Source organism: Stella humosa (assembly GCF_006738645.1).
Classification (GTDB): Bacteria; Pseudomonadota; Alphaproteobacteria; order ATCC43930; family Allostellaceae; genus Allostella; species Allostella humosa.
In genome coordinates, this window is record NZ_AP019700.1 from 3369816 (window position 1) to 3390357 (window position 20542).

22 protein-coding genes are annotated in these 20542 nt (G+C 70.1%); 14 read left to right on the plus strand and 8 right to left on the minus strand.

All coding sequences use genetic code 11. The features are described 5' to 3' along the window. Window positions 1-112 precede the first annotated feature (112 nt). The 9 genes from STVA_RS15755 (at window position 113) to STVA_RS15795 (ending at window position 7317) form a co-directional block, all read left to right on the plus strand. Window positions 113-937: an IclR family transcriptional regulator gene (locus STVA_RS15755; RefSeq protein WP_123694899.1), complete on the plus strand. Its 825-nt coding sequence runs from the start codon at window positions 113-115 to the stop codon at window positions 935-937. Continuing rightward, complete coding sequence (locus STVA_RS15760) at window positions 934-2103, plus strand: thiolase domain-containing protein (RefSeq protein WP_123694901.1); 1170 nt, start codon at window positions 934-936, stop codon at window positions 2101-2103. The genes STVA_RS15755 and STVA_RS15760 overlap by 4 nt, the downstream gene beginning before the upstream one ends. Before the next feature lie 4 nt (window positions 2104-2107). Next, a complete protein-coding gene (locus STVA_RS15765; protein WP_123694903.1) occupies window positions 2108-2512 on the plus strand; it encodes a Zn-ribbon domain-containing OB-fold protein in 405 nt (134 codons plus the stop codon). 66 nt (window positions 2513-2578) lie between these two features. Beyond that, window positions 2579-3013, plus strand: coding sequence for an antitoxin Xre/MbcA/ParS toxin-binding domain-containing protein (locus STVA_RS15770; protein WP_123694905.1), 435 nt, complete (start codon window positions 2579-2581; stop codon window positions 3011-3013). Continuing rightward, window positions 3013-3474 carry an RES family NAD+ phosphorylase gene (locus tag STVA_RS15775; protein WP_123695360.1) on the plus strand — a complete coding sequence of 154 codons (462 nt, stop codon included), beginning with the start codon at window positions 3013-3015 and terminating at the stop codon, window positions 3472-3474. The genes STVA_RS15770 and STVA_RS15775 overlap by 1 nt, the downstream gene beginning before the upstream one ends. A 62-nt stretch (window positions 3475-3536) precedes the next feature. Further along, window positions 3537-4574 (plus strand): putative FMN-dependent luciferase-like monooxygenase, encoded by a 1038-nt coding sequence (locus STVA_RS15780; RefSeq protein ID WP_123694907.1) that lies wholly within the window; start codon window positions 3537-3539, stop codon window positions 4572-4574. Between the two features lie 35 nt (window positions 4575-4609). Further along, window positions 4610-5206 (plus strand): CMD domain protein, encoded by a 597-nt coding sequence (locus tag STVA_RS15785; RefSeq protein WP_123694909.1) that lies wholly within the window; start codon window positions 4610-4612, stop codon window positions 5204-5206. A gap of 17 nt (window positions 5207-5223) precedes the next feature. Next, a complete protein-coding gene (locus STVA_RS15790) occupies window positions 5224-5832 on the plus strand; it encodes an alkylhydroperoxidase domain protein (RefSeq protein ID WP_123694911.1) in 609 nt (202 codons plus the stop codon). A 78-nt stretch (window positions 5833-5910) separates the two neighbouring features. After that, window positions 5911-7317 carry an MATE family efflux transporter gene (locus STVA_RS15795; protein WP_123694913.1) on the plus strand — a complete coding sequence of 469 codons (1407 nt, stop codon included), beginning with the start codon at window positions 5911-5913 and terminating at the stop codon, window positions 7315-7317. Here STVA_RS15795 and STVA_RS15800 read toward each other — a convergent pair. After that, entirely contained in the window at window positions 7299-8621 is a 1323-nt protein-coding gene (locus tag STVA_RS15800; protein ID WP_170216705.1) for a type I glutamate--ammonia ligase, read from the minus strand. The genes STVA_RS15795 and STVA_RS15800 overlap by 19 nt on opposite strands. Before the next feature lie 70 nt (window positions 8622-8691). Here STVA_RS15800 and STVA_RS15805 point away from each other — a divergent pair, with 70 nt between their 5' ends. The 3 genes from STVA_RS15805 (at window position 8692) to STVA_RS15815 (ending at window position 10694) form a co-directional block, all read left to right on the plus strand. Continuing rightward, entirely contained in the window at window positions 8692-9489 is a 798-nt protein-coding gene (locus STVA_RS15805) for an N-formylglutamate amidohydrolase (protein ID WP_123694917.1), read from the plus strand. After that, on the plus strand, window positions 9486-10166 hold the full coding sequence (locus STVA_RS15810) for a cysteine hydrolase family protein (RefSeq protein ID WP_123694919.1): 681 nt from the start codon (window positions 9486-9488) through the stop codon (window positions 10164-10166). Before STVA_RS15805 ends, STVA_RS15810 begins: the two co-directional genes overlap by 4 nt. A gap of 144 nt (window positions 10167-10310) precedes the next feature. Then, the gene (locus STVA_RS15815; protein WP_123694921.1) at window positions 10311-10694 is read left to right on the plus strand and encodes a response regulator; all 384 of its coding nucleotides are present in this window, start codon (window positions 10311-10313) and stop codon (window positions 10692-10694) included. A 1-nt stretch (window position 10695) separates the two neighbouring features. Here the strand turns inward: STVA_RS15815 and STVA_RS15820 are convergent, their stop codons facing one another. The 5 genes from STVA_RS15820 to STVA_RS15840 form a co-directional block, all read right to left on the minus strand. Further along, window positions 10696-11853 carry an aminotransferase gene (locus STVA_RS15820; RefSeq protein WP_123694923.1) on the minus strand — a complete coding sequence of 386 codons (1158 nt, stop codon included), beginning with the start codon at window positions 11851-11853 and terminating at the stop codon, window positions 10696-10698. Window positions 11854-11899: 46 nt separating this feature from the next. Then, entirely contained in the window at window positions 11900-12604 is a 705-nt protein-coding gene (locus STVA_RS15825) for an RraA family protein (protein ID WP_123694925.1), read from the minus strand. 31 nt (window positions 12605-12635) lie between these two features. Next, window positions 12636-13838, minus strand: a complete 1203-nt coding sequence (locus tag STVA_RS15830) for a CaiB/BaiF CoA transferase family protein (protein ID WP_123694926.1) — start codon at window positions 13836-13838, stop codon at window positions 12636-12638. Beyond that, a complete protein-coding gene (locus STVA_RS15835; RefSeq protein ID WP_170216706.1) occupies window positions 13835-15469 on the minus strand; it encodes a thiamine pyrophosphate-dependent enzyme in 1635 nt (544 codons plus the stop codon). The genes STVA_RS15830 and STVA_RS15835 overlap by 4 nt, the downstream gene beginning before the upstream one ends. A 78-nt stretch (window positions 15470-15547) precedes the next feature. Beyond that, entirely contained in the window at window positions 15548-16033 is a 486-nt protein-coding gene (locus STVA_RS15840) for a flavin reductase family protein (protein WP_123694930.1), read from the minus strand. A 123-nt stretch (window positions 16034-16156) separates the two neighbouring features. On the opposite strand from STVA_RS15840, the gene STVA_RS15845 reads away from it, so the two are divergent. Together STVA_RS15845 and STVA_RS15850 are read left to right on the plus strand one after the other, a co-directional pair. Then, entirely contained in the window at window positions 16157-16927 is a 771-nt protein-coding gene (locus tag STVA_RS15845; RefSeq protein WP_123694932.1) for an arginyltransferase, read from the plus strand. A 128-nt stretch (window positions 16928-17055) separates the two neighbouring features. Continuing rightward, window positions 17056-18333 carry an MFS transporter gene (locus STVA_RS15850; RefSeq protein ID WP_123694934.1) on the plus strand — a complete coding sequence of 426 codons (1278 nt, stop codon included), beginning with the start codon at window positions 17056-17058 and terminating at the stop codon, window positions 18331-18333. Here the strand turns inward: STVA_RS15850 and STVA_RS28385 are convergent. After that, window positions 18330-19196: a molybdopterin cofactor-binding domain-containing protein gene (locus STVA_RS28385; protein ID WP_276508826.1), complete on the minus strand. Its 867-nt coding sequence runs from the start codon at window positions 19194-19196 to the stop codon at window positions 18330-18332. The two genes, STVA_RS15850 and STVA_RS28385, sit on opposite strands and share 4 nt — an antisense overlap. Window positions 19197-19237: 41 nt before the next feature. Continuing rightward, window positions 19238-20539 (minus strand): molybdopterin cofactor-binding domain-containing protein, encoded by a 1302-nt coding sequence (locus STVA_RS28390; protein ID WP_276508827.1) that lies wholly within the window; start codon window positions 20537-20539, stop codon window positions 19238-19240. Between the last annotated feature and the right edge of the window lie 3 nt (window positions 20540-20542).

Below are 20542 nucleotides of genomic sequence, written 5' to 3' on the forward strand. Positions count from 1 at the left end.
ACCCCGTCGGCCTTGCGGTCGGGGGCGGCCTTGCGGTCGGGGCGGCCTTGCGGTCGGGGCGGCCTTGCGGTCGGGGTGACAGCGGGCCACCCATCCTGCGACCATGGCAGCGATGCGCCCGCGTAGCCCAGCCCCCGACAGCACCCCCGGCGTCGAGACCGTCGTCGATGCGGCCCCCATGCGCCCATCGGTCGTGAAGTCGGCCGCGCGCGTGCTGGAGATCATCGAGTTCTTCGACGAGGTGCGACGCGAGGCTCAGGTGGGCGAGATCGCCAACCGCCTGGGCTATCCGCAGTCCTCCACCTCGGTGCTGCTGAAGACGCTCGTGAAGCTGGGCTACCTCGACTATGACGGCGCCACGCGCAACTTCCTGCCGACGGCGCGCGTCGCCCTGCTGGGAAGCTGGCTCGACCAGGGGCCGATCCGCGAGGGCAGCCTGATCCGGATGATCGAGGAGCTGTCGCGCACCACCGCCGACACCGTCATCCTGGCCGCGCGCAACGGCATCTATTCGCAATACATCCACGTGGTGCAGGCGCGCACGACCATGCGCTTTCACGTGCCCCAGGGGTCCCGCCGGCTCGTCGTCTGGTCGGCCACCGGCTATGCGCTGCTGGAGCGGGCCGAGGACGACCTCGTCGGCGCCCTGGTCCGCCGCACCAACTCCGAGGTGGCGCCGCAGCCGCTGATCGACCGGCGGCAGGTGCTGGAGAATGTCCGCCAGGTGCGCCAGCACGGCTACTTCTTCTCGCGCGGGCTGGTGACGCCGGGCGCGGGCTCGATCGCGGTCCCCCTGCCCCTCGGCATCGAGCGGCGCGACCGGCCGCTGACCATCGCCGTGTCCGGCCTGCTCGACGATTTCACCCGTCGCGAGGGCCAGATCGTGGCCGCGATCCGCGACGCCGTGCAGCGCTTCATCGGCCTGGAGAAACCATGACTCTCAAGGGGAAAGCCTACATTGCCGGCGCCTACGAGCATCCCACCCGCCATGCCCCGGACAAGTCTACCGCCCTCCTCCATGCGGAATCCGCGCTGGGGGCGCTGGCCGACGCCGGCCTGTCGCTGTCCGACGTCGACGGCTATTTCTGCGCGGCCGACGCGCCCGGCGCCAACCCGCTATGGATGGCCGACTATCTGAACCTGCGGCTGCGCTGGCTGGACGGCACAGATGCCGGCGGCTGCTCGTACCTGACCCATGTCGCCCACGCCACCGCCGCCATCGCCGCCGGCCATTGCGACGTGGCGCTGGTGACGCTGGCCGGGCGGCCGCGCAGCGAGGGCGTGTCGATCGGCGTCAATCCCCGGGCGGCCGCCCCCGACCGGCCCGACGAGCCGTGGGAAACGGCCTTCCGTCCCAACATCGCCGGCGTCTACGGCCTGTTCGCCCGGCGCCACATGCTCCAGTACGGCACCACGGCCGAGCAGATGGCGTGGGTCAAGGTCTCGGCCTCGCGCCACGCCCAGCACAATGCGAACGCCTTCCTGCCCAAGGTCGTGACGGTCGAGGATGTGCTGAACTCGCCGGTCATCGCCGACGGCATCCACCGGCTCGACTGCTGCGTGATCACCGATGGCGGCGGCGCCCTGGTGCTGGTGAAGCCGGAGATCGCGCGCAGCCTGTCGCGACCGCTGGTGCGGGTGATCGGCACGGGCGAGACGGTGTGGACCCAGGATGGCGGCTATGGCGACATCACCCGCACCGGCGCCGAGGTCTCCGGCCCAGCCGCTTTTGCCGAAGCGGGCGTGACGCCGGCCGACATCCAGTACGCTTCCATCTACGACAACTTCACCATCATGGTGCTGATGCAGCTCGAGGGCCTGGGCTTCTGCGCGCCGGGGGCCGCCGGGCGCTTCGCGGCCGAGGGCAACCTGATCGCCGGCAGCGGCCGCCTGCCCTGGAATACCGATGGCGGTGGCCTGTGCAACAACCACCCGGCCAATCGCGGGGGCATGACCAAGGTGATCGAGGCCGTCCGACAACTGCGCGGCGAGGCCCACCCGGCGGTCCAGGTGCCGGGCTGCGGCCTGGCGCTGGCCTGCGGCCCCGGCCGGGTGCTGGGCAGCGGCCACGGCCACGCCACCGTCATCCTCGAGCGGGAATAGACCGATGACCGACACGCCCACCGCCGCCGACGCCATCGCCGCGCAGGCCGCGAGCCATCCCGAAATCCGCCCCTTTTGGCAGGCCGCGGCCGAGGGCCGCTTCGTGCTGGCCTTCTGCACCGCCTGCGGCAAGCCGCACTGGTATCCGCGCGCCATCTGCCCGCTGTGCGGCCATGGCGGGATCGAGTGGCGGCCGGCATCTGGCCGCGGCACGATCTACAGCGTCAGCGTCCTGCGCCGGGCCAACCCGCCTTACGCGCTGGCCTATGTCACGCTGGAGGAAGGACCGACGATGATGACCAACATCGTCGACTGCGACCTGGACGAACTGGCGATCGGCCAGCCGGTGAAGGTGGCGCTGCGGCGCCAGTCGACCGGCCTTACGGTGCCGATGTTCACGCCGCAATGATGCCCTTGCGTTCCGGCAATACGCCGCCAACTATAAGGCATGTTGCCGGACAGGAAGGGACGCCCAATGTCGGCGGTGATCGAGGAAGTGGCTCGCAAGCTAGGGGGATTGCCGGTGCTGGGAAGCACCGTCCGATCGCCGGCCGATTTGGCGTTGATAGTGCGCAACCGCATTCCCCTCGCGGCACTCAAGGGATTGGCGCAGGCGGGCCTTACCGAGAGCGAAATCGAGCGCTTCGTCATTCCTCAAAGAACCCGTCGGCATCGGGCGGATAGAAACCAGCCGCTGACAATTGACGAGTCTGATCGGGCAGTGCGGGTGCTTCGCATCCAGACCATCGCCGAAGACACCTTCGGCAATCAGACCAAGGCTCACACCTGGCTGCGCCGGCCACTGGCAGAACTGTGTGGGGAAACGCCGCTGGACGTGGCGCAGACGGAAGTCGGTGCCCGCATCATCGAGACCATCCTGGGCAAGATCGCGTGGGGCGCGGCTGCCTGATGGTGCTTTGGCGTCTGTCGGGCCGACAGCATGCGCTGTCGTTCGATGGCGGCTATGGCCTGCTGCTGGAGGGGCGGTGGAACACGATCGGGCATGCGGTCACCTACTCCGCGACCTCTCCCTCGCTATGCGTTCTGGAGAAGCTTGTTCACGTCGAAGATCCAACTTTGCTCCCGGAACTCGTGATGGTGCGCTACCAGGTCCCTGACGACATGATTGCCGAATCTGTGGAACTGGCGGAGATGCCAGACGCATGGCGGCGCCAGCAGGCGTGGACACAGCAGTATGGCGATCGCTGGCACCGCGCGTTGAGAGCGCCGATGCTGCGTGTGCCCTCGGCGATCGTGCCGCTGGACGGATCACCCGACATGAACGTGCTGATCAACCACCGCCACCCCGCCGTCGCCGCCATTGCCGTTGCTGCGGCCGAGCCCTTCGCGCTGGATCCTCGATTGCTCTGATGGGCAACCCCTATAGTATCTGCTCGATCCTCGCCCTTCCCCCCCGCACGAGGTCCATGCGGATGACGATTGCGAAGGCGCCGCTGCGCCTGGGTTTCTTCACGCGCGTGCTGGATGTCGCCGAGCCGGCCGAGCGCTACCGGCTGGGGATGGAGCAGATCATCCATGCCGAGCGCTGCGGCTTCGATTCCGCCTGGGTCGCCCAGCATCACTTCCATGTCGACGAGGGCGGGTTGCCCGCCCCCTTCGTCTTCCTGGCGCAGGTGGCAGCCCGGACGACGCGCATCCGCCTCGGGACCGGGATCGTCACCCTGCCGCTCGAGCTGCCGATCCGGGTGGCGGAGGACGCGGCCGTGCTGGACCTGATGTCGGGCGGGCGGCTGGAGGTCGGCATCGGACCGGGCGGCAACCTGACCGCCTTCCAGGCGTTTGCGCTGGATAGCGCCCAGCGCGCGACCCTATTCGCCGCGCACCGCGGGGTCCTGGTCGATGCTTGGGCGGACCGGCCGCTGCCCGGCGGCGATCGCCTCTACCCACCCCGCCCATCGCTCGTCGACCGCATCTGGCAGGCGACCTTCACCGTCGAGGGCGCCCGGCGGGCCGGCGCCGACGGCGATGGGCTCATGCTCTCGCGCACCCAGCCGCGACCGGAAGCGACACCGGCGATCGGGCTCGACGCCATCCAGAACCCGATGATCGACGCCTACCTGGCAGCGCTTCCACCGGGCCGCGCGCCGCGCATCCTGGCGTCGCGCACCGTCTTCGTCGCCGACGAGCGCCACGACGCGGCCCGCTTCGCACAAGCCGGCTATGCCCGCATGCGCGACCGGCTGGCCGCCACCGACCCGAAAGTCGCTGGCCAGACGGTCGACGAACTGATTGCCACCGGCGACGTCCACATGGGCACGCCGGACGAGGTGATCGCGTCCCTTGCCACCGACACCACGCTCGCGCGGGCGACAGACCTGGCCGTCCAGGTCCATTCGGTGGACCCGCCGCACCCCTTCGTGCTGCGCTCGATCGAGCTGGTGGCCGAAGTGGTGGCACCGGCCCTCGGCTGGCAGCGGGACGGCGCCGACAGCGTGCGCCAGGTCGCGTGACCCGGCCCCAACCGCAGAATCGGAGACCGCCGCTCATGAGCGACATCGACGTCATCGACCGGCTGCTCGGCATCGCGCCCGGCTCGGCGCTGGATCGCATCCGCGCCACCCGCACGGAGGCGCGGGCCCAGGCCCAGGCCAGCTATCGCGCCCTGTTCAACCCGGACGACATGGCTGGCATCGCCCAGCAGGAGCGGCTGGCGGTCGCCGCCTTCGTCGTCGGCCTGCATGGACAATCAGCCGTGACCGAACATTATGCCGGCGCTCTGGCGGCAGCGGGTGCCACCCCGGCACTGGCCGATGCGGTCGCAGCGGCGGCCAAGGCCGCAACCGGGCAAGGCCCCTATGGCAGCTACCCGGCCGGGCCGCTCTCGGTGGAGGACCAGCCGGGCGCCACCTGGCGGGTCGACGGCAGGATCGCCCCCATCCTGGGTCCGCGCCTGACGGCTGCCTTCGAGCATATGCACCTGCTGATCCTGCACCCGCGGGATGCCGGCCCGACCGCACTCCAGGCGCTGCTCGACGCCGGCTGGACGACGACCGATGTCGTCACCCTGTCGCAGATCGCGGCCTTCCTCGCCTTCCAGGTGCGCGTCGTGGCCGGCCTCGGCGCGCTCGCCACCCGCCTCTGACCCCTGGAGGTCCTCCAATGACCGACACCACCCTGGTGCCGCCGCCGCACGTCGTGCCCACCGTCTTCACCCGCGACCAGCTCGACTGGCTGCCCTGGCTGGAGCCGCTGCCGGTCGAGGAACTGACCGACCGCCATTTCGCCGGGCTGGTAGACGCATCCCGCGCCAACTCGGCCTATTTCCGCCTGCTCGTGCGCGACCCGGACGTGCTGGGTGCCCGCACGCGCACCGACAAGGACATCTTCTACAACCCCGAGGCCGGCCTGCCGCGGGCCGAGCGCGAGCTGGCGGCCGCGGCGGCATCGCGCCTCAACGGCTGCATCTATTGCGCCTCGGTGCATGCGCGCTTCGCCGTCACCTTTTCCAAGCGCGAGGCCGACGTCCAGAAGCTGCTGGACGATGGCGTCGGCGTCGACCTGGGCGAGCGCTGGAACGCCATCGTCGCCGCCGCGGTGGCGCTGACGACGACGCCGATCACCTTCGGCCCCGCCCATGTCGACCGCCTGCGCGCAGCCCGGCTCGACGACGCGGCTGTAGCCGACGTGATCCAGGCCGCGGCCTTCTTCAACTGGGCCAATCGGCTGATGCTGTCCCTGGGCGAGCCGGCCTCGCCCCCCGCCGGATAGCGCCCGCCGAGCAGCGGCGCCAGGTACGCCACAAAAGTGACTTGCATGATGCAATCATAGTCGCGCATCCTCGCGGCCATGAAGCCTGCCGCCCCCCCGGATCGTGCCGCCCGCGCCCGCAAGCTGCTGGAAGGACCGATCCTGCTGACCCTGCTGGGGCTGGCGGCCCCCAACTTCGTCGTCATGCTGACCCAGACGGCGGCCAGCTTCGCCGAGAGCTACTATGTCGGGCTGCTCGGCACCGATGCTTTGGCCGGGGCGGCGCTGGTCTTCCCCATGTTCATGCTGATGCAGATGATGTCGGCGGGCGGCATGGGCGGCGGCATCTCGTCGGCCGTGGCGCGTGCGGTCGGCGCCGGGCGGCTGGCCGATGCCGAGGCGCTGGCGCTGCACGCGGTCGTCATCGCGCTCGTCTTCGGTGGCGCCTTCACGGCCGCCGCCCTGATCGGCGGGCCGGCGCTCTATCGCACCATGGGGGGGCGGGATGCCGCACTTGAGGCGGCTCTAGCGTACTCCAACACGGTCTTCCTCGGCGCCACCATGCTGTGGCTGCTGAACAGCCTGGCCAACGTGCTGCGCGGCAGCGGCAACATGGTCCTGCCGGCCCAGGTACTGGGCACCGGCGGCATCGCCGTGATCCTGCTGGCACCGCTGCTGATGTTCGGGCTGGGGCCGATCCCGGGCTTCGGCATCGTCGGCGCCGGCATGGCGCTGGTCGCCTTCCACACGGCCGGATCGGCCGTCATGGTGGTGAGCCTGCTGCGCGGCAACGGTCTTGTCCGGCTGTCGCTCGCCCACCCGCTCCGCTGGCGCCACTTCGCGGAGATATTGCGGGTCGGCCTGCTGGGCGTGTTCAACTCGCTGATCTCGAACATGGCCGTGGCAGCGGCGACGGCGCTGGTCGGGCTGCACGGGGTGGCCGCACTCGCCGGCTATGGGCTGGGGGCCCGGATGGAATACCTCCAGATCCCGATCGCCTTCAGCTTCGGGTCGGCCCTGGTGGCGATGGTCGGCATGAATGTGGGCGCCGGCAAGCGGCGGCGCGCCCTGCTGGCGGCCTGGGCAGGCTCGCTGGCGGTGGGCGCGGTCACGGCCGCCATCGGCATCTCGACCGCGCTCTTCCCTCGCCAGTGGCTCGGCCTCTTCACCCAGGACGCGGCCGTGATCGAGGCCGGCGCGCAGTACTTCGCCATCGTCGGCCCGGCCTACGCCTTCTTCGGGCTCGGCATGGCGCTCAACTTCGCGGCCCAGGGCACCGGCCAGATGATGTGGCCGCTGGCAGCCGGCGTCGTGCGCACGCTCTTCGTCTGCGGCGCCGGCTGGGTGGCGGCCCATGTGCTGGGCCTCGGCCTGATGGGCACCTTCGTCGTCATCGCCGTGGCGCTGGTCCTCTTCGGCCTGCTCAACGCCACGCCCTGGCTGCTGCGCCTGTTCGACCCGGCCTGGGGCGGGGCAAGCCCTGCCCCTCAGAAGACCGCGCGATAGCGGGCGATCACCTCGGCCGGTCCAACGCCTTCCAACTCGGCCAGTTCGGCCCGCTTCACGGTCGCGAAGGCGTCGGCCAGGGCCGACGGCAGCAGGTCGCGACCGCCCGACGCCAGCCGCTCCAAGGCCTGCGGCAGGCTGGTCGACAGCCGCTCGACCCCGCGCCTGGCCAGTTCCCCGGGCGCCACCGCGTCGGGATCGCCCTCCAGCGGCTCGTCCGGCAGCAGGCCGAGGCGGATGCCCTCCAGCCCCGCCCGCACCAGCAGGCCCAGCACCAGATAGGGGTTGGCCGCACCGTCGGTCGCGCGGAACTCGACGTTGAACTGCTCGGCCACCGGACGGCCGGTGCCGGGCCGGACGGGGCAGATGCGCAATGCGGCCTCGCGGTCGCGCACCGCCAGCGTGTTGTAGGCCGCACTCCAGCGGTGCGGCTGCAACCGGTCGTAGGACACCACCGTCGGCGCCATCACCGCCACCATGTCCGGCAGCCGGCGCCGGATGCCGGCCACGAAGGCGGCCGCGCGGGCCGACAGGCCGGTCGCGGTCGAGGCGTCATGCATCGCCGGCAGCCCCGCGCCATCGAGGAAGCTGAAATGCAAGTGCGCGCCGCTGCCCACACCGCCCGCCTCGCCGATCGGCGTGAAGGAGGCGCGCTCGCCGAAGGACTGGGCCACCGCCCGCACCACCTCGCGGAAGATGGTCGACTGGTCGGCGATCGCCATGCCGATGGCGGGCGCGATGGGCACTTCCACCTGCTGGGGCGCATATTCGGGGATCACCGTCTCGGCCGCGACGCCCGCCGCGGCCAGCGCCGTCACCAGCCGGTCGGCAAACGGCGCCAACCGCTGGTAGGCGCCGAGCGAGAACGGATCGCCCAGCCGATGCTCCAGCCCGGAATAGAGGAACTCGTGCTCGAAGGCCCCCTTGAGCCGCCAGCCCGTCGCCAGTTCCAGGTCGGCCAGGGCCGCCTCCAGGAAGGCGCGCGGGCAGCAGTCCCACGCCTGCCCGTCGTCGGTACGGAGATGGCCGAGCGCGAGCCGCACCGGCGGGGTGCCAGGGACGGCAACGATGCTGGTCAGCGTCTCCGGATCGGGCACGATGAAGACGTCGCCGCGCGAGCCGAAGTCATTGGCGGCGAGGCTGCCGAACGGCGTCAGCATCAGGTTGGCCGGCGGCCAGCCGACCCCCCAGCGGCAGCGATAGGGCCACTCATGGCCCAGCACCCCCTTGCCGCGGAGCACCCCGCCAAGATCGACCTGCCCGACGAACACGATCTCCTGTTCGCCCAGCCCCGAATCCGCCATGCTGCGCCCCTCCCCGCCTGTTCGACCGGCCGATGATGGTCCGGTTCCCCGCCGAATTGAATAGCCATCCATGCCCGATCCACAGCCCCCCGGACTGCTTGCGCCCGACGAGCCGCCGGCCGTCACCGTCGACGCCCCCGACGGGGCGTCGCCCTTCCTTCTGACCTGCGACCATGCATCGCGCCGCGTTCCCCGACGGCTGGACGACCTCGGCCTGCCGGCATCGGAACTTGGCCGCCACATCGGCTGGGACATCGGCGCGCTGGTCGTCGCGCGCGAGGTCTCCCGCCTGCTCGACGCGACGCTGTTCGCGGCCGGCTATTCCCGCCTGGTTATCGACCTGAATCGGCCGGAAGCCGCCCCCGACCGCATGCCGACGACATCGGACGGCACCACCGTCCCCGGCAACGAGACCCTGACGGACGCAGACCGGGCGGAACGGGTTGCCACCCTGTTCGACCCGTATCACGGCGCCATCGCGGCCGCCCTCGACCGCCGTCAAGCGGTGTACCGGCCGACCTTCCTCGCCTGCATCCACAGCTTCACCCCGCGGATGCGCGGCTTCGACCGGCCGTGGCATATCGGCGCCTGCCATGGACCCAACCCGGAGATGGCGCTCCTGCTGGCAGCCGCGCTGCGGCTGGAGCAGGGACTGGTCGTCGGCGTCAACGACCCCTATTCCTGCAGCCGGGCGTCCGACTATGGCGTGCCGGTCCATGGCGACGACCGCGGCATCCCCTCGGTCCTGATCGAGATCCGCCAGGACCTGATCACGCGCGATGCCGACGCCATCGCCTGGGGCGGGCGCCTGGCGCGCTGCCTGTCTGCGATCGAACCCGACCTCCTCCAGAGCGGAGCCCTGCCATGACGAGCCCCATTCCCGCCATCGACGCCGCAGGCGGCGCCTATCGCGAGCGCGCGATCGACCCGCGCCGCACCGCCCTGCTGTCGATCGACATGCAGAACGCCGAATGGAGTCCCGATGCGGTGGCGAGTGCCCGGCGCGGCGAGGGCCATGCCGGCAAGCTGGAACTGATGGAGCGGATCGAGGGCGTGCTTATTCCCAACCAGGCGCGGTTGCAGGCGGCCGCGCGCGCGGCCGGGATCGAGGTCGTCTACACGATCATCGAGAGCCTGACGGCCGATGGCCGCGACCGCAGCCTCGACCACAAGATCTCGCGCATCCACCATCCCAAGGGCAGTTGGGAGGCGCAGATCATCCCGGCCGTCGCCCCCGTCGGCGACGAGATCGTCATCCCGAAGACATCGTCCGGCATCTTCAACAGCACGAATGTCGAGTATGTGCTGCGCAATCTCGGCATCGAGTTCCTGGTCGTCTATGGCATCTACACCGACCAGTGCGTGGAATCGGCGATCCGCGACGCAGCCGATCGCGGCTTCCTGGTGACCCAGGTGGAGGACTGCTGCGCGGCCGAGACCGAGGCCAATCACCGCCGCTCGATCGCGGCGATGGGTGGCCATTACGGCCGCTGCCGGTCAACCGATCAAGTCATCGCCGAGATGATGTCGCCCGGCCCGCAGTGAACCATGGGCCACGTTGCGCGTTTACAGCTTCATAGGCCGTCCTTCGTTCGACCCCATCCACCGGTGTCGCACCGGAGATGGCGGCGGAAAGGAAAGGCTGATGAAACGAACAATGGCCCATGACCGCGTGCAATGCGTTGTGCAATGAACGGCGGCGACGGACAGGGACTGCGCGTGCTGCTTCTGGAGGATGAAGCACTCGTCGCCATGTTGATGGAAGACATGCTGACGGACCTCGGCTGCGTGCCGGTGGGTCCGTTCGCGGAACTGGCGGAAGCGCAGGCATTCGTGCGTGCCAATCCGCAGGGGATGGACGCGGCGATCATCGACATCAACGTCGCCGGCTATCCGAGCTACCCGCTGGCCCAGATGCTGAAGGAGACGAACGTCCCCTTCGCCTTCAGCACGGGATACGACGTTTCCGGCATCGAGCCCGAATGGCGCCAGTATCCGTGGCTGCGCAAGCCCTTCATGATGCCGGACCTGGAGCAGGTCCTGGCGACGCTGCGCAGCAGCGTGCCAGCCTGATCTACCCGAAGTAGCGGCCGAGCCGGTCGACGGCTTCGTCCAGAACCTCATCGCGCTTAGCGAAACAGAAGCGCGCATAGTTACGGACGGTCCCTTCAGCATAGAGCGCGCTGACAGGGATTGCCGCCACTTTCGCCTCGGCGGTGATGTGCTTGCAGAAGGCCTCGTCGTCGCCCTTGAAGCCGAGCGGCCGGAAGTCCGCATTCACGAAATAGGTACCTTCGCAGGGCAGCACGTCGAAGCCGACGCGGGCCAGCCCGGCCGTCAGGCGGTCGCGCTTGGCCTGCATGCCGCCCGCCAGCTCGGTGAAGTAGCTGGCGTCCTTCTCCAGCCCTTGGGCCACGGCCCGCTGGAGATTGGGCGGCGTGGTGAACACCAGGAACTGGTGGGCGCGCATGACCGGCTGCAACAGGGCCGGCACCGCGGTGACGTAGCCGACCTTCCAGCCGGTGAGCGAGAACGTCTTGCCGGCCGAGCCGATCTTCAGGCAGCGCTCGCGCATGCCGGGCAGCGTGATCAGGCTTTCGTGCCGCCGGCCGTCGAAGACGATGTGCTCATAGACCTCGTCGCAGACCGCATAGGCGTCGTACTTCTCCAGCAGGGCCGCGATCTCCTGCAACTCCGCCCGGGTGAAGACCTTGGCCGCCGGATTCATCGGCGTGTTCAGCAGGACCAGCTTGGTCTTGTCGCTGAAGGCCGCCTTCAGGCGATCCATCGGCAATTCCCAGGCCGGCGGCTCCAGCGACACCAGCTTGGGGATGCCGCCCGCCCGCCGCACGATCGGCAGGTAGCTGTCATAGAGCGGGTCGAACAGGATGACCTCGTCGCCCGGCTCGATCAGCCCGAAGAGGCAGGATGCCAGCCCCTCGGTGGCGCCCGAGGTGACCAGCACCTCGCGCTCCCAATCCACGTCGAGGCCATAGAACCGCTTGCCGTGCGCGGCCACGGCCCGCCGCAGTTCTGGAATGCCGGTCATCGGCGGATACTGGTTGGATCCGTCGACGACGGCGTCGGCCGCGGCCCGGAGGACATCCTCCGGGCCGCGGTCGTCGGGGAAGCCCTGGCCGAGATTGACGGCGTCATGGGCACGGGCAAGCTGCGACATGACCTCGAAGACGGTCGTGCCATAGCCGGCAAGGATGCTGTTCGCGGGCTTCACCGAATGGGGCTCCGGTTCTCTGGGTGCTGGGATGGCTGGCCGGCCGTCAGTGGATCTCGTCGGCCTCGCCCATCGCCTTCTTCAGCTTCTCGATATCGAAGTCGGCGGCCTTGGCGGCGTCCAGGATCACCTTCTCGCGGCGGTTCAGCAGGTCGATGGCGGCCGGGATCTTCTTCACCACGTCGGCCGGGACCACCACCGCGCCATGGCGATCGGCATGGATCAGGTCGTTCGAGCTGACGATCATGCCGGCCACCTGAACCTGGTTGCCGAAATCGACCAGATGGACGTGGGCGTGCGAGGGCGCATAGTTGGCAGCCAGCATCTGGAAGCCGTCGGCCACCATGTCGAGGTCGCGGATGCAGCCGTCGGTGACGACGCCGAGGCAGCCGAGGCCCTTGTGGATGTTGGTCTGCACCTCGCCCCAGAAGGCGCCGAAGCCGGCATCCGGGCCGTCCAGGTCCTGGATCACCGACACGGTCGGCCGCGGGCCGGCCGCCACATACTCGTAGTAGCCGGTGCGCTGCTGGCGCATCGCCGCCTTGTCGCGGGTCGGCACGTGCTTGGAGCGGATCATCGCCGTGCGGGCATAGCCGATGATCGGCTTCAGGCCCGGGAAGGGGCAATGCAGGTGGCGCGTGGTGAAGCCGGTCGCCCGGCGCGCCGGCGCCACCAGTTCCAGGGCGTTGCAGATGGTGGGCGTATCCCAGGCGGTGAGCGCGTCGAAATCGGCTTGGGTCAGGTTGGTCATGGGCTTTCCTCCGGTGTTCGGTTTCTGGGGATCACTCTTGAGGTTCGCCGACGGCGGCACCGGCGACGAGCAGGGATTCGATCTCGGCCGCATCGTAGCCGGCCTCGGCCAGGACCTCGACCGTATGCTGGCCCAGGCGCGGCGGCAGGCGCGATATTTCGGCCGGCGTGCGCTCGTAGCGCACGGGATGGCCCAGCAAGACGATGTCGCCCTCGCTGTCGTGGTGGTGCGTCTCGTAGAAGCCGGTCGCCGCCAGGTGCGGGCAGTCAAGCACGGCGTCCAGGTCCTGCACCGGCATGGCCGGGATGTCGGCCGCGTCGAAGGCCCGGTGCCAGTCGGCCGTCGTGCGCGCCGGCATGGCATCGGCCACCATCTCGTAGAGCGCGCCGACATGGCGGTTGCGGGTGGGGCCGTCGGTCACGCGCGGATCGGCCGCCATCTCTGGCCGGCCGATCAGCTCGAACAGCCGCTGCCACTGGGTGACGGTATAGGGCAGCACGCCGATATGGCCGTCGGCCGTACGATAGGGCCTTCGATGGGGCGCCAGCACGCGGCCATAGCCGGCCGGCCCCTCCGGCGGCGCGAATCCGCGGCCGGCCATATGCTCGGGCATCAGGAAGGCGACGGTCGTCTCGTACATCGGGATCTCGATCGCCTGGCCCTCGCCGCTGCGCTCGCGGTGGAAGAGCGCCATGCCGATCGCCTGGGCGACGGTGAGCCCGACCAGCTTGTCGATCATCGAGGTCGGCACGTAGCGCGGCTCGCCCGCGAAGCTGGCCTGGATCGCGGCCAGCCCGGACGCAGCCTGGATGACGTCGTCATAGGCCGGGCGCCAGCCATGCGGCCCGTCGCGGCGGTAGCCATAGGCCGCGCAATGGATGATGCGCGGATTGATGGCGCGCGCGGCGGCCGGCCCGAAGCCCAGCCGGTCCATCGCCTGCGGCCGCATGGAATGCATCAGCACGTCGGCCCCGGCTATGAGGCGGCCCAGCACCGCACGGGCTTCCGCCTGCTTCAGGTCCAGCACCACCGACCGCTTGTTCCGGTTGACCGCCAGGAATCCGGTACCCATGCCACGGTTCCGGGCCGGCGTGATCGACCGCGTGATGTCGCCGTCCGGCGTCTCGATCTTGATGACGTCCGCACCCAGGTCGCCCAGCGTCTGGGACGCGACGGGGCCGAGGAAGACCGCCGTCAGGTCGACGACCCGCACACCGGCCAGGGGTCCGCTCATTTTTGCAGCGGTCCATTGGCAGAGCCGTCGCGCACGTCGGTCAGGACATGCACCAGCGCCGGGCCGTCATGGGCCAGCGCGGCCCGGAAGGCGGGCGCGAACTCGGCCGTCTCGCGCACCGTCCAGGCCGCCGCACCATAGCCGCGCGCCAGCAGCGCGAAGTCGGGGCTCTTCACCGTCACGCCGTGATAGGCCTCGGCACCATAGCGACGATGCTGGTGGATCAGGATCGAGGCATAGGCGGCGTTGTCGCACAGCACCACCTTGACCGGCACCGCCTCCTCCACCGCCGTCGCCAGTTCCGACCCGGTCATCAGGAAGCCGCCATCACCGACGAAGGCCACCACGGTCGCATCCGGCCGGGCCAGCGACGCGCCGATCGCGCCGGGCACGCCCGCCCCCATGGCGCCGACCTCCGGCGCCACCTGGGTGGAGGGTTGCCGCCAGGGGTAGTGGCGATAGACCCAGCTGCCGAAGGTGCCGGCATCGGTCGCGATCAGGGCGTCGTCGGGCACTTGGGCGGCCACCGCCTCCACCACTTTCACCATGTCGACCGCGCCGATCGACGGCCGCTGCGCGAAGCCGGCATGGGCCGCCTCGCGCGCATGGACCGCGTCGCGAACGGCCAGGCGCCCATTCGGCGCGGCCGGCAGCGCTGCGGTCAGCGCATCGAGCGACAGGCGAAGGTCGGCCGCCAGATGGACCGCGGCCCCGGCCGCGGCCGCCACGTCGGGGTCGGGATGCAGCAGCACCATGGTCTGGTCAGGCCGGACGAAGGTGAACTCCTCGGTCGTCATGTCGTCGAGCCGGCTGCCGACCGCGACGACGACGTCGGCTGTCGCCCACAGCTCGCCGATGTAGGGCTCGCGCGTCAGGCCGAGATGGCCGGCATAGGCCGGATGCGCATTGGGAAAGCAGTCCTGCCGGCGAAAGGCGGCCAGCACGGGTGCTGCCGTCCGGTCGGCGAAGCGCACCAGCGCGTCATGGGCGCGGTGGAGTGCCACCATCTCGCCGCAGACGATGACCGGCTGGCGGGCGCCGGCGATGGCGGCCACCGCGTCGGCCAGCGCATCGGGGGACGGGCCGGCTGCCGTCTGGCGGGGCGGGCGCGGGATCGTGCCGCCCTCGAACTCCGCCTCGGTCACGTCCTCGGGCAGCACGACGACGACCGGCCCCGGCCGGCCGCTGGTGGCCGTGCGCCAGGCGCGCGCCGTCGCCTCGGCCACGTCCTCGGCGCAGAAGGGCTGGATCACGGCCTTGGCGATGGCGCCGAAGAAGCGGCGGTAGTCGACGCCCTGGAACGCCTCGCGATCCTGCACCCGGCGCGGCACGTCGCCCACGAACAGCAGCAGCGGCGTCGAATCCTGCATCGCGGTGTGGATGCCGATGGAGGCGTTGGTCGCACCCGGGCCGCGGCTGACGAAGACCGCGGCCGGCTTCAGCGCGATCTTGCCATAGGCCTCGGCGGCAAAGGCGGCCGAGCCCTCGTGGCGGGCGTTCACCAGGCGGATGCTGTTGCGCGCCCGGCGCAGCGCCTCCAGGACGGCCAGGAAACTCTCCCCCGGCACGGTGAAGCCGACGGTCACCCCATGCTCGATCAGCGTCGCGACGAGAGCGTCGCCACCGGACATGCGCGCCATTCTGCTACCCGAAGTTCCTGGAAGGATGGGGGATGACGCTAGCCAACCGGCCGGGCGGACACAAGCCGGCTATCCAGCCCGGTCGAACCGGCCATAGGCGCCGCGGAAGTGCAGCAGCGGTGCCCGCGTCGGGTCCGATTCCAGCGCCTCGACGCGGCCAACGATGATGGCGTGGTCGCCGCCCTCGTGCACGGTCTCCTTGCGGCAGACGACCCAGCCGACGCTATCGGTCAGCAGCGGGCAGCCATGCAGCCCTTCGCGATACTCCACGCCGGCCCAGCGGTCGAGACGGACCGAGGCGAAGCGCGAGGAGGTCGCGGCCTGCCCTTCGGCCAGGATGTTGACCGCGAAATGCGTGCCGTCACGGAAGGCAGGCCAGGTCTCCGCCACCCATTCCAGGCAGAACAGGATGAGCGGGGGGTCCAGCGAGACCGAGGTGAAGGAGCTGACGGTCACCCCCGCCGGCCGGCCGGCGGCGTCGCGCGCCGTCGCCACCGCGACGCCGGTAGCGAAGCTGCCCATTACGTCGCGGAACTGGCGATGATCGAACGGCATGGCGCCCGTTTCTTGGCAAGGCCGTCTGATCTAAAGCAATGTCGCCGTCGCGCCAACTCGGAAACCGCCGATTTTCCACGTCAATCTCTGGACGACGACGCCCCGGCTGGCGACAATGCGAACATGAACCGCCTCGCTCCGCAGCCGCTGCAGCATTTCTATCGCACGGCGGCATTGCCATGCCCCTATCTGGATGGCCGGATGGAGCGCAAGGTGCTGACGGAAATCGCCGGACCGACGGCAGCCTCGCTCTACAATGGCCTGTCTCGCGCGGGCTTCCGGCGCAGCCACCACTTGGCCTATCGCCCGGCCTGCGCCGGCTGCACCGCCTGCGTGCCGGTGCGGGTGGCCGCCCGCCAGTTCGTGCCGAGCCGCAACCTGCGGCGGCTGGCCCGCCTCAGCCCCGACCTCGTCGCTGCCGAGGAGCCCGCGCGCGCCAGCGGCGAGCAATACCGCCTGTTCAGCCGCTACCAGCGCTCGCGCCATGCCGAGAGCGACATGGCCAGCATGACCTATGGCGACTATCGCGCCATGGTCGAGGACAGCCCGATCGAGACCCGGCTTCTGACCCTGCGCGACCCTGCCGGCCAGCTCGTCGCCGCCTGCCTCGCCGACCGGCTGGATGACGGCTACTCCGCCGTCTACAGCTATTTCGACCCGGACCAGCCGCGCCGCAGCCTGGGCACGCTGCTGGTCCTGCGCCTGGTGGAACAGGCGGTGTCCCAGGACCTGCCCTACGTCTATCTCGGCTATTGGATCGCCGACAGCCGCAAGATGGCCTACAAGGTCCGCTTCCAGCCGCTGGAATCGCTGGGCCCGACCGGCTGGTCCGTCATGCAGCCCCCGCCCGGCATCGTCGACGGGCTGCTGATGCATGTGGACGCGGCGGACTAGCCCAACCGTACCGCCGACCGGCTTACCTCTCTCTACCCGCATGCTCGCGATCATCTGACGCCCTGCGCCCACCGCAGTCGGCGCCAGCCCCCCAGGGCACCGGCCCGGCCCGCGCAGGAGACCATCGAATGTTTGCGTCATGGGCCGCACCGGCCGCCGGCCGGCTCGGCATCCACTATGGCTGGGTGATGGTGGCGATCACCTTCACCGTCCTGCTCGCGTCTGCGGGCGCGCTCGGCATCCTGGGCGTGCTGCTGCTTCCCCTGCAACGGGAGACCGGCTGGACGACGGGCACGATCTCCGGTGCCCTGGCCGTGCGCCTGCTGCTGTACGGGCTGATGGCGCCGTTCGCCGCCGCATTGCTGCAGCGCTACGGCCTGCGGCGCACCGTCGGCACGGGCATGGCGCTGGGCATCGCCGGCTGCGGCCTGTCCATGATGATGACCGAGGCCTGGCAGCTCTACATCACCTGGGGCGGCCTGGTCGGCCTTGGCACCGGCCTGACAGCCTTGGTACTGGGTGCGGCCGTCGCCAATCGCTGGTTCGTGCGCCAGCGCGGGTTGGTGATTGGGTTGCTGACGGCGGCCGGCGCCTCGGGCCAGATCGTCTTCCTGCCGGTGGCCGCGATGCTGGCGCAGAGCGACGGCTGGCGGGTCGCCATGGTGCCGGGCCTGGTCGTCTGCGGCGTGGCCGGGCTGCTGATGGTGCTGTTGGGCAGCAACCACCCGTCCGAGGTCGGGCTGCGCGCCTACGGCGAGCGGGAACCGGGCCAGCCCCCGCCGGCGCCGGTGGCCAATCCCGTGCGCAACGCGTTCGCGACCCTGGCCGAGGCGTCCGGCACGCGCGCCTTCTGGGTCCTGTTCCTCACCTTCATGGTCTGCGGCCTGTCGACGTCCGGCCTCGTCCAGACCCACTTCGTGCCGCTGTGCAGCGATTTCGGCATGGCCGAGGTCGAGGCTGCCAGCGTGCTCGCCATCATGGGCGGCTTCAACTTCGTGGGCACGATCGCGTCCGGCTGGCTGTCCGACCGCTACGACTGCCGGAAGCTGCTGTGCTGGTACTATGGCCTGCGCGGCCTGTCCCTGCTGGCACTGCCGTCGAGCGACTTCTCGATCTACGGCCTGTCGATCTTCGCGGTCTTCTACGGCCTCGACTGGATCGCCACGGTGCCGCCCACCGTGAAGCTGGCGGCCCAGAGCTTCGGCCGGGAGAAGGCGCCGCTGGTCTTCGGCTGGGTCTTCACCGGCCACCAGGTCGGTTCCGCGATCGCGGCCGTCGGCGGCGGATTGAGCCGCGATGCGCTGGCCAGCCACCTGCCGGCCTTCTATACGGCCGGTGCCGCCTGCATCGTGGCAGCGGTCGTGGTCCTGGCGATCCGGACCACGCCGCAGCCCAAGGGCGCCTAAGCCACCGCCGGCAGCCGGTCGATCAGCTTGTCAAGCGTGATCGGGTAGTCGCGCACGCGCACGCCGGTAGCATTGTGGATCGCGTTGGCCACCGCGGCCGCGACCCCGCAGATGCCGAGTTCGCCCACGCCCTTGGCCTTCATCGGCGACGAGGTCGGGTCGACCTCGTCCAGGAAGATCACCTCCTGCTCGGGGATGTCGGCATGCACCGGCACCTCGTAGCCGGCCAGGTCATGGTTGACGAAGAAGCCCCGCCGCCGGTCGACGACCAGGTCCTCCATCAGGGCCGCGCCGACGCCCATGGTCATGGCCCCTATGACTTGGCTGCGGGCGGTCTTCGGGTTCAGGATGCGACCCGCCGCGCAGACGGCCAGCATGCGGCGCACGCGGACCTCGCCGGTCGCGGCATCGACGCCGACCTCGACGAAATGCGCGCCGAAGGTCGACTGCTGGTATTCCTTGTCCAGGTCGCCGAATTCGACGGCGTCCTCGGCCTCCAGGCCCTGCGCGCCAACGGCCTCGCCCAGCGGCACGCTGCGGCCGGCCCAACTGACATGGCCCGCCGTGAACTCGATATTGGCCGGATCGGCGCCGATCCGCCGGGCCACGGCCTCCCGCAGTTTGGCGCAGGCCGCATAGACACCCGATGTCGACGAATTGCCGCCCCACTGGCCGCCCGAGCCGCAGGACACCGGAAACCTAGAATCGCCCAGCCGGACCGACACGTGTTCGATCGGCACGCCCATCATCTCGGCCGCGGTCTGCGCGATGATCGTATAGCTGCCGGTGCCGATGTCGGTCATGTCGGTCTCGACCGTGACCTTGCTCCTGCCGTCCAGGCGGACCCGGGCGGCCGACTTCATGACGAGGTTGTTGCGAAAGGCGGCGGCGACGCCCTGGCCGATCAGCCAGCCCCCGTCCCGGTTCGCCCCGCCCGGGCCTGCCGCCGGTCCCAGCCGAAGCGAGCGGCACCGGCACGCAGGCATTCCACCAGCCGCCGCTGCGAGAACGGCCGACCGGGGTTCTCCGGATCGACCTGGGAGTCGTTGCGGATGCGGAACTCGACCGGGTCGAGCCCCAGCCTCTCGGCCATTTCGTCCATGGCGATCTCCAGGGCCATCATCCCCGATGCCTCGCCTGGCGCCCGCATGGCGTTCCCTTCCGGCAGGTCGAGGACCGCCAGCCGCATGGCGGTCAGGCGGTTGGCGCCGGCATAGAGGAGGCGCGTCTGCATCACGGCCACCTCCGGCTCGCCGTCCGGCAGATCGCCCGACCAGCTTTCATGGCCGATGGCCGTGATGGCACCGTCCCCGGTGGTGCCGATGCGGATGCGCTGGATCGTGGCGGGGCGGTGCGTCGTGTTGTTGAAGATGAGCGGCCGCGGCAGGCTGACCCGTACCGGTCGCCCCGCCGCCCGCGCGCCCAGGGCCGCCAGCAGGGCGTCCGCCCGCACGAACAGCTTCCCGCCGAAGCCGCCGCCGATATAGGGCGAGACCAGCCGGACCTTGTCCTTGGGGATGCCGAGCGTAAGGGCGATGTCGCCGCGCGACCAGTCGATCATCTGGTTGGCACTCCAGACCATCAGCCGGTCGCCTTCCCAGGCCGCGATCGAAGCGTGGGGCTCCATCATGGCATGCGACTGGTCGGGCGTGGTGTAGGTCATGTCGAGCTTCACCGGCGCGGCCGCGAAGGCCGCCGCAAAATCGCCGACAGAAGTGTCCGGCTTGGCATCGCCCGTCATCTTGGCGGGCTTGGTCGCACTGTCCTTCGCTGCGGCCAGGTCGAAGGTGCCCTCGGCTGCGGCATAGTCGACGCGGATCAGGTGCGCGGCCGCCCGCGCCTGCTCGAACGTCTCGGCGACGACGACGGCTATGGCCTGGTGGTAGTGCTGGATGTCGGGTCCGGCGAGCAGCCGGGCCGTATTGAACTTTCCCTGGCCGAGCTTGCCTGCGTTCTCGGCCGTGACGATGGCGATGACGCCGGCCGCCGCCTTGGCGGCGCGAAGGTCCATGGCGCCGATCCGTCCCTTCGCGATCGCCGAACCCAGGACATATCCATGCGCCTGGTTGGCGACGACATCGTGCCGGTCGTTGGCATAGGGCGCGGTTCCGGTCGTCTTCAGCGGGCCGTCGACGCGGTCGAGCGGCTTGCCGACCACGGTCAGCCGGTCGATGGGGTTGGTGGTCGCAGGGGTATCGAACTTCATGGT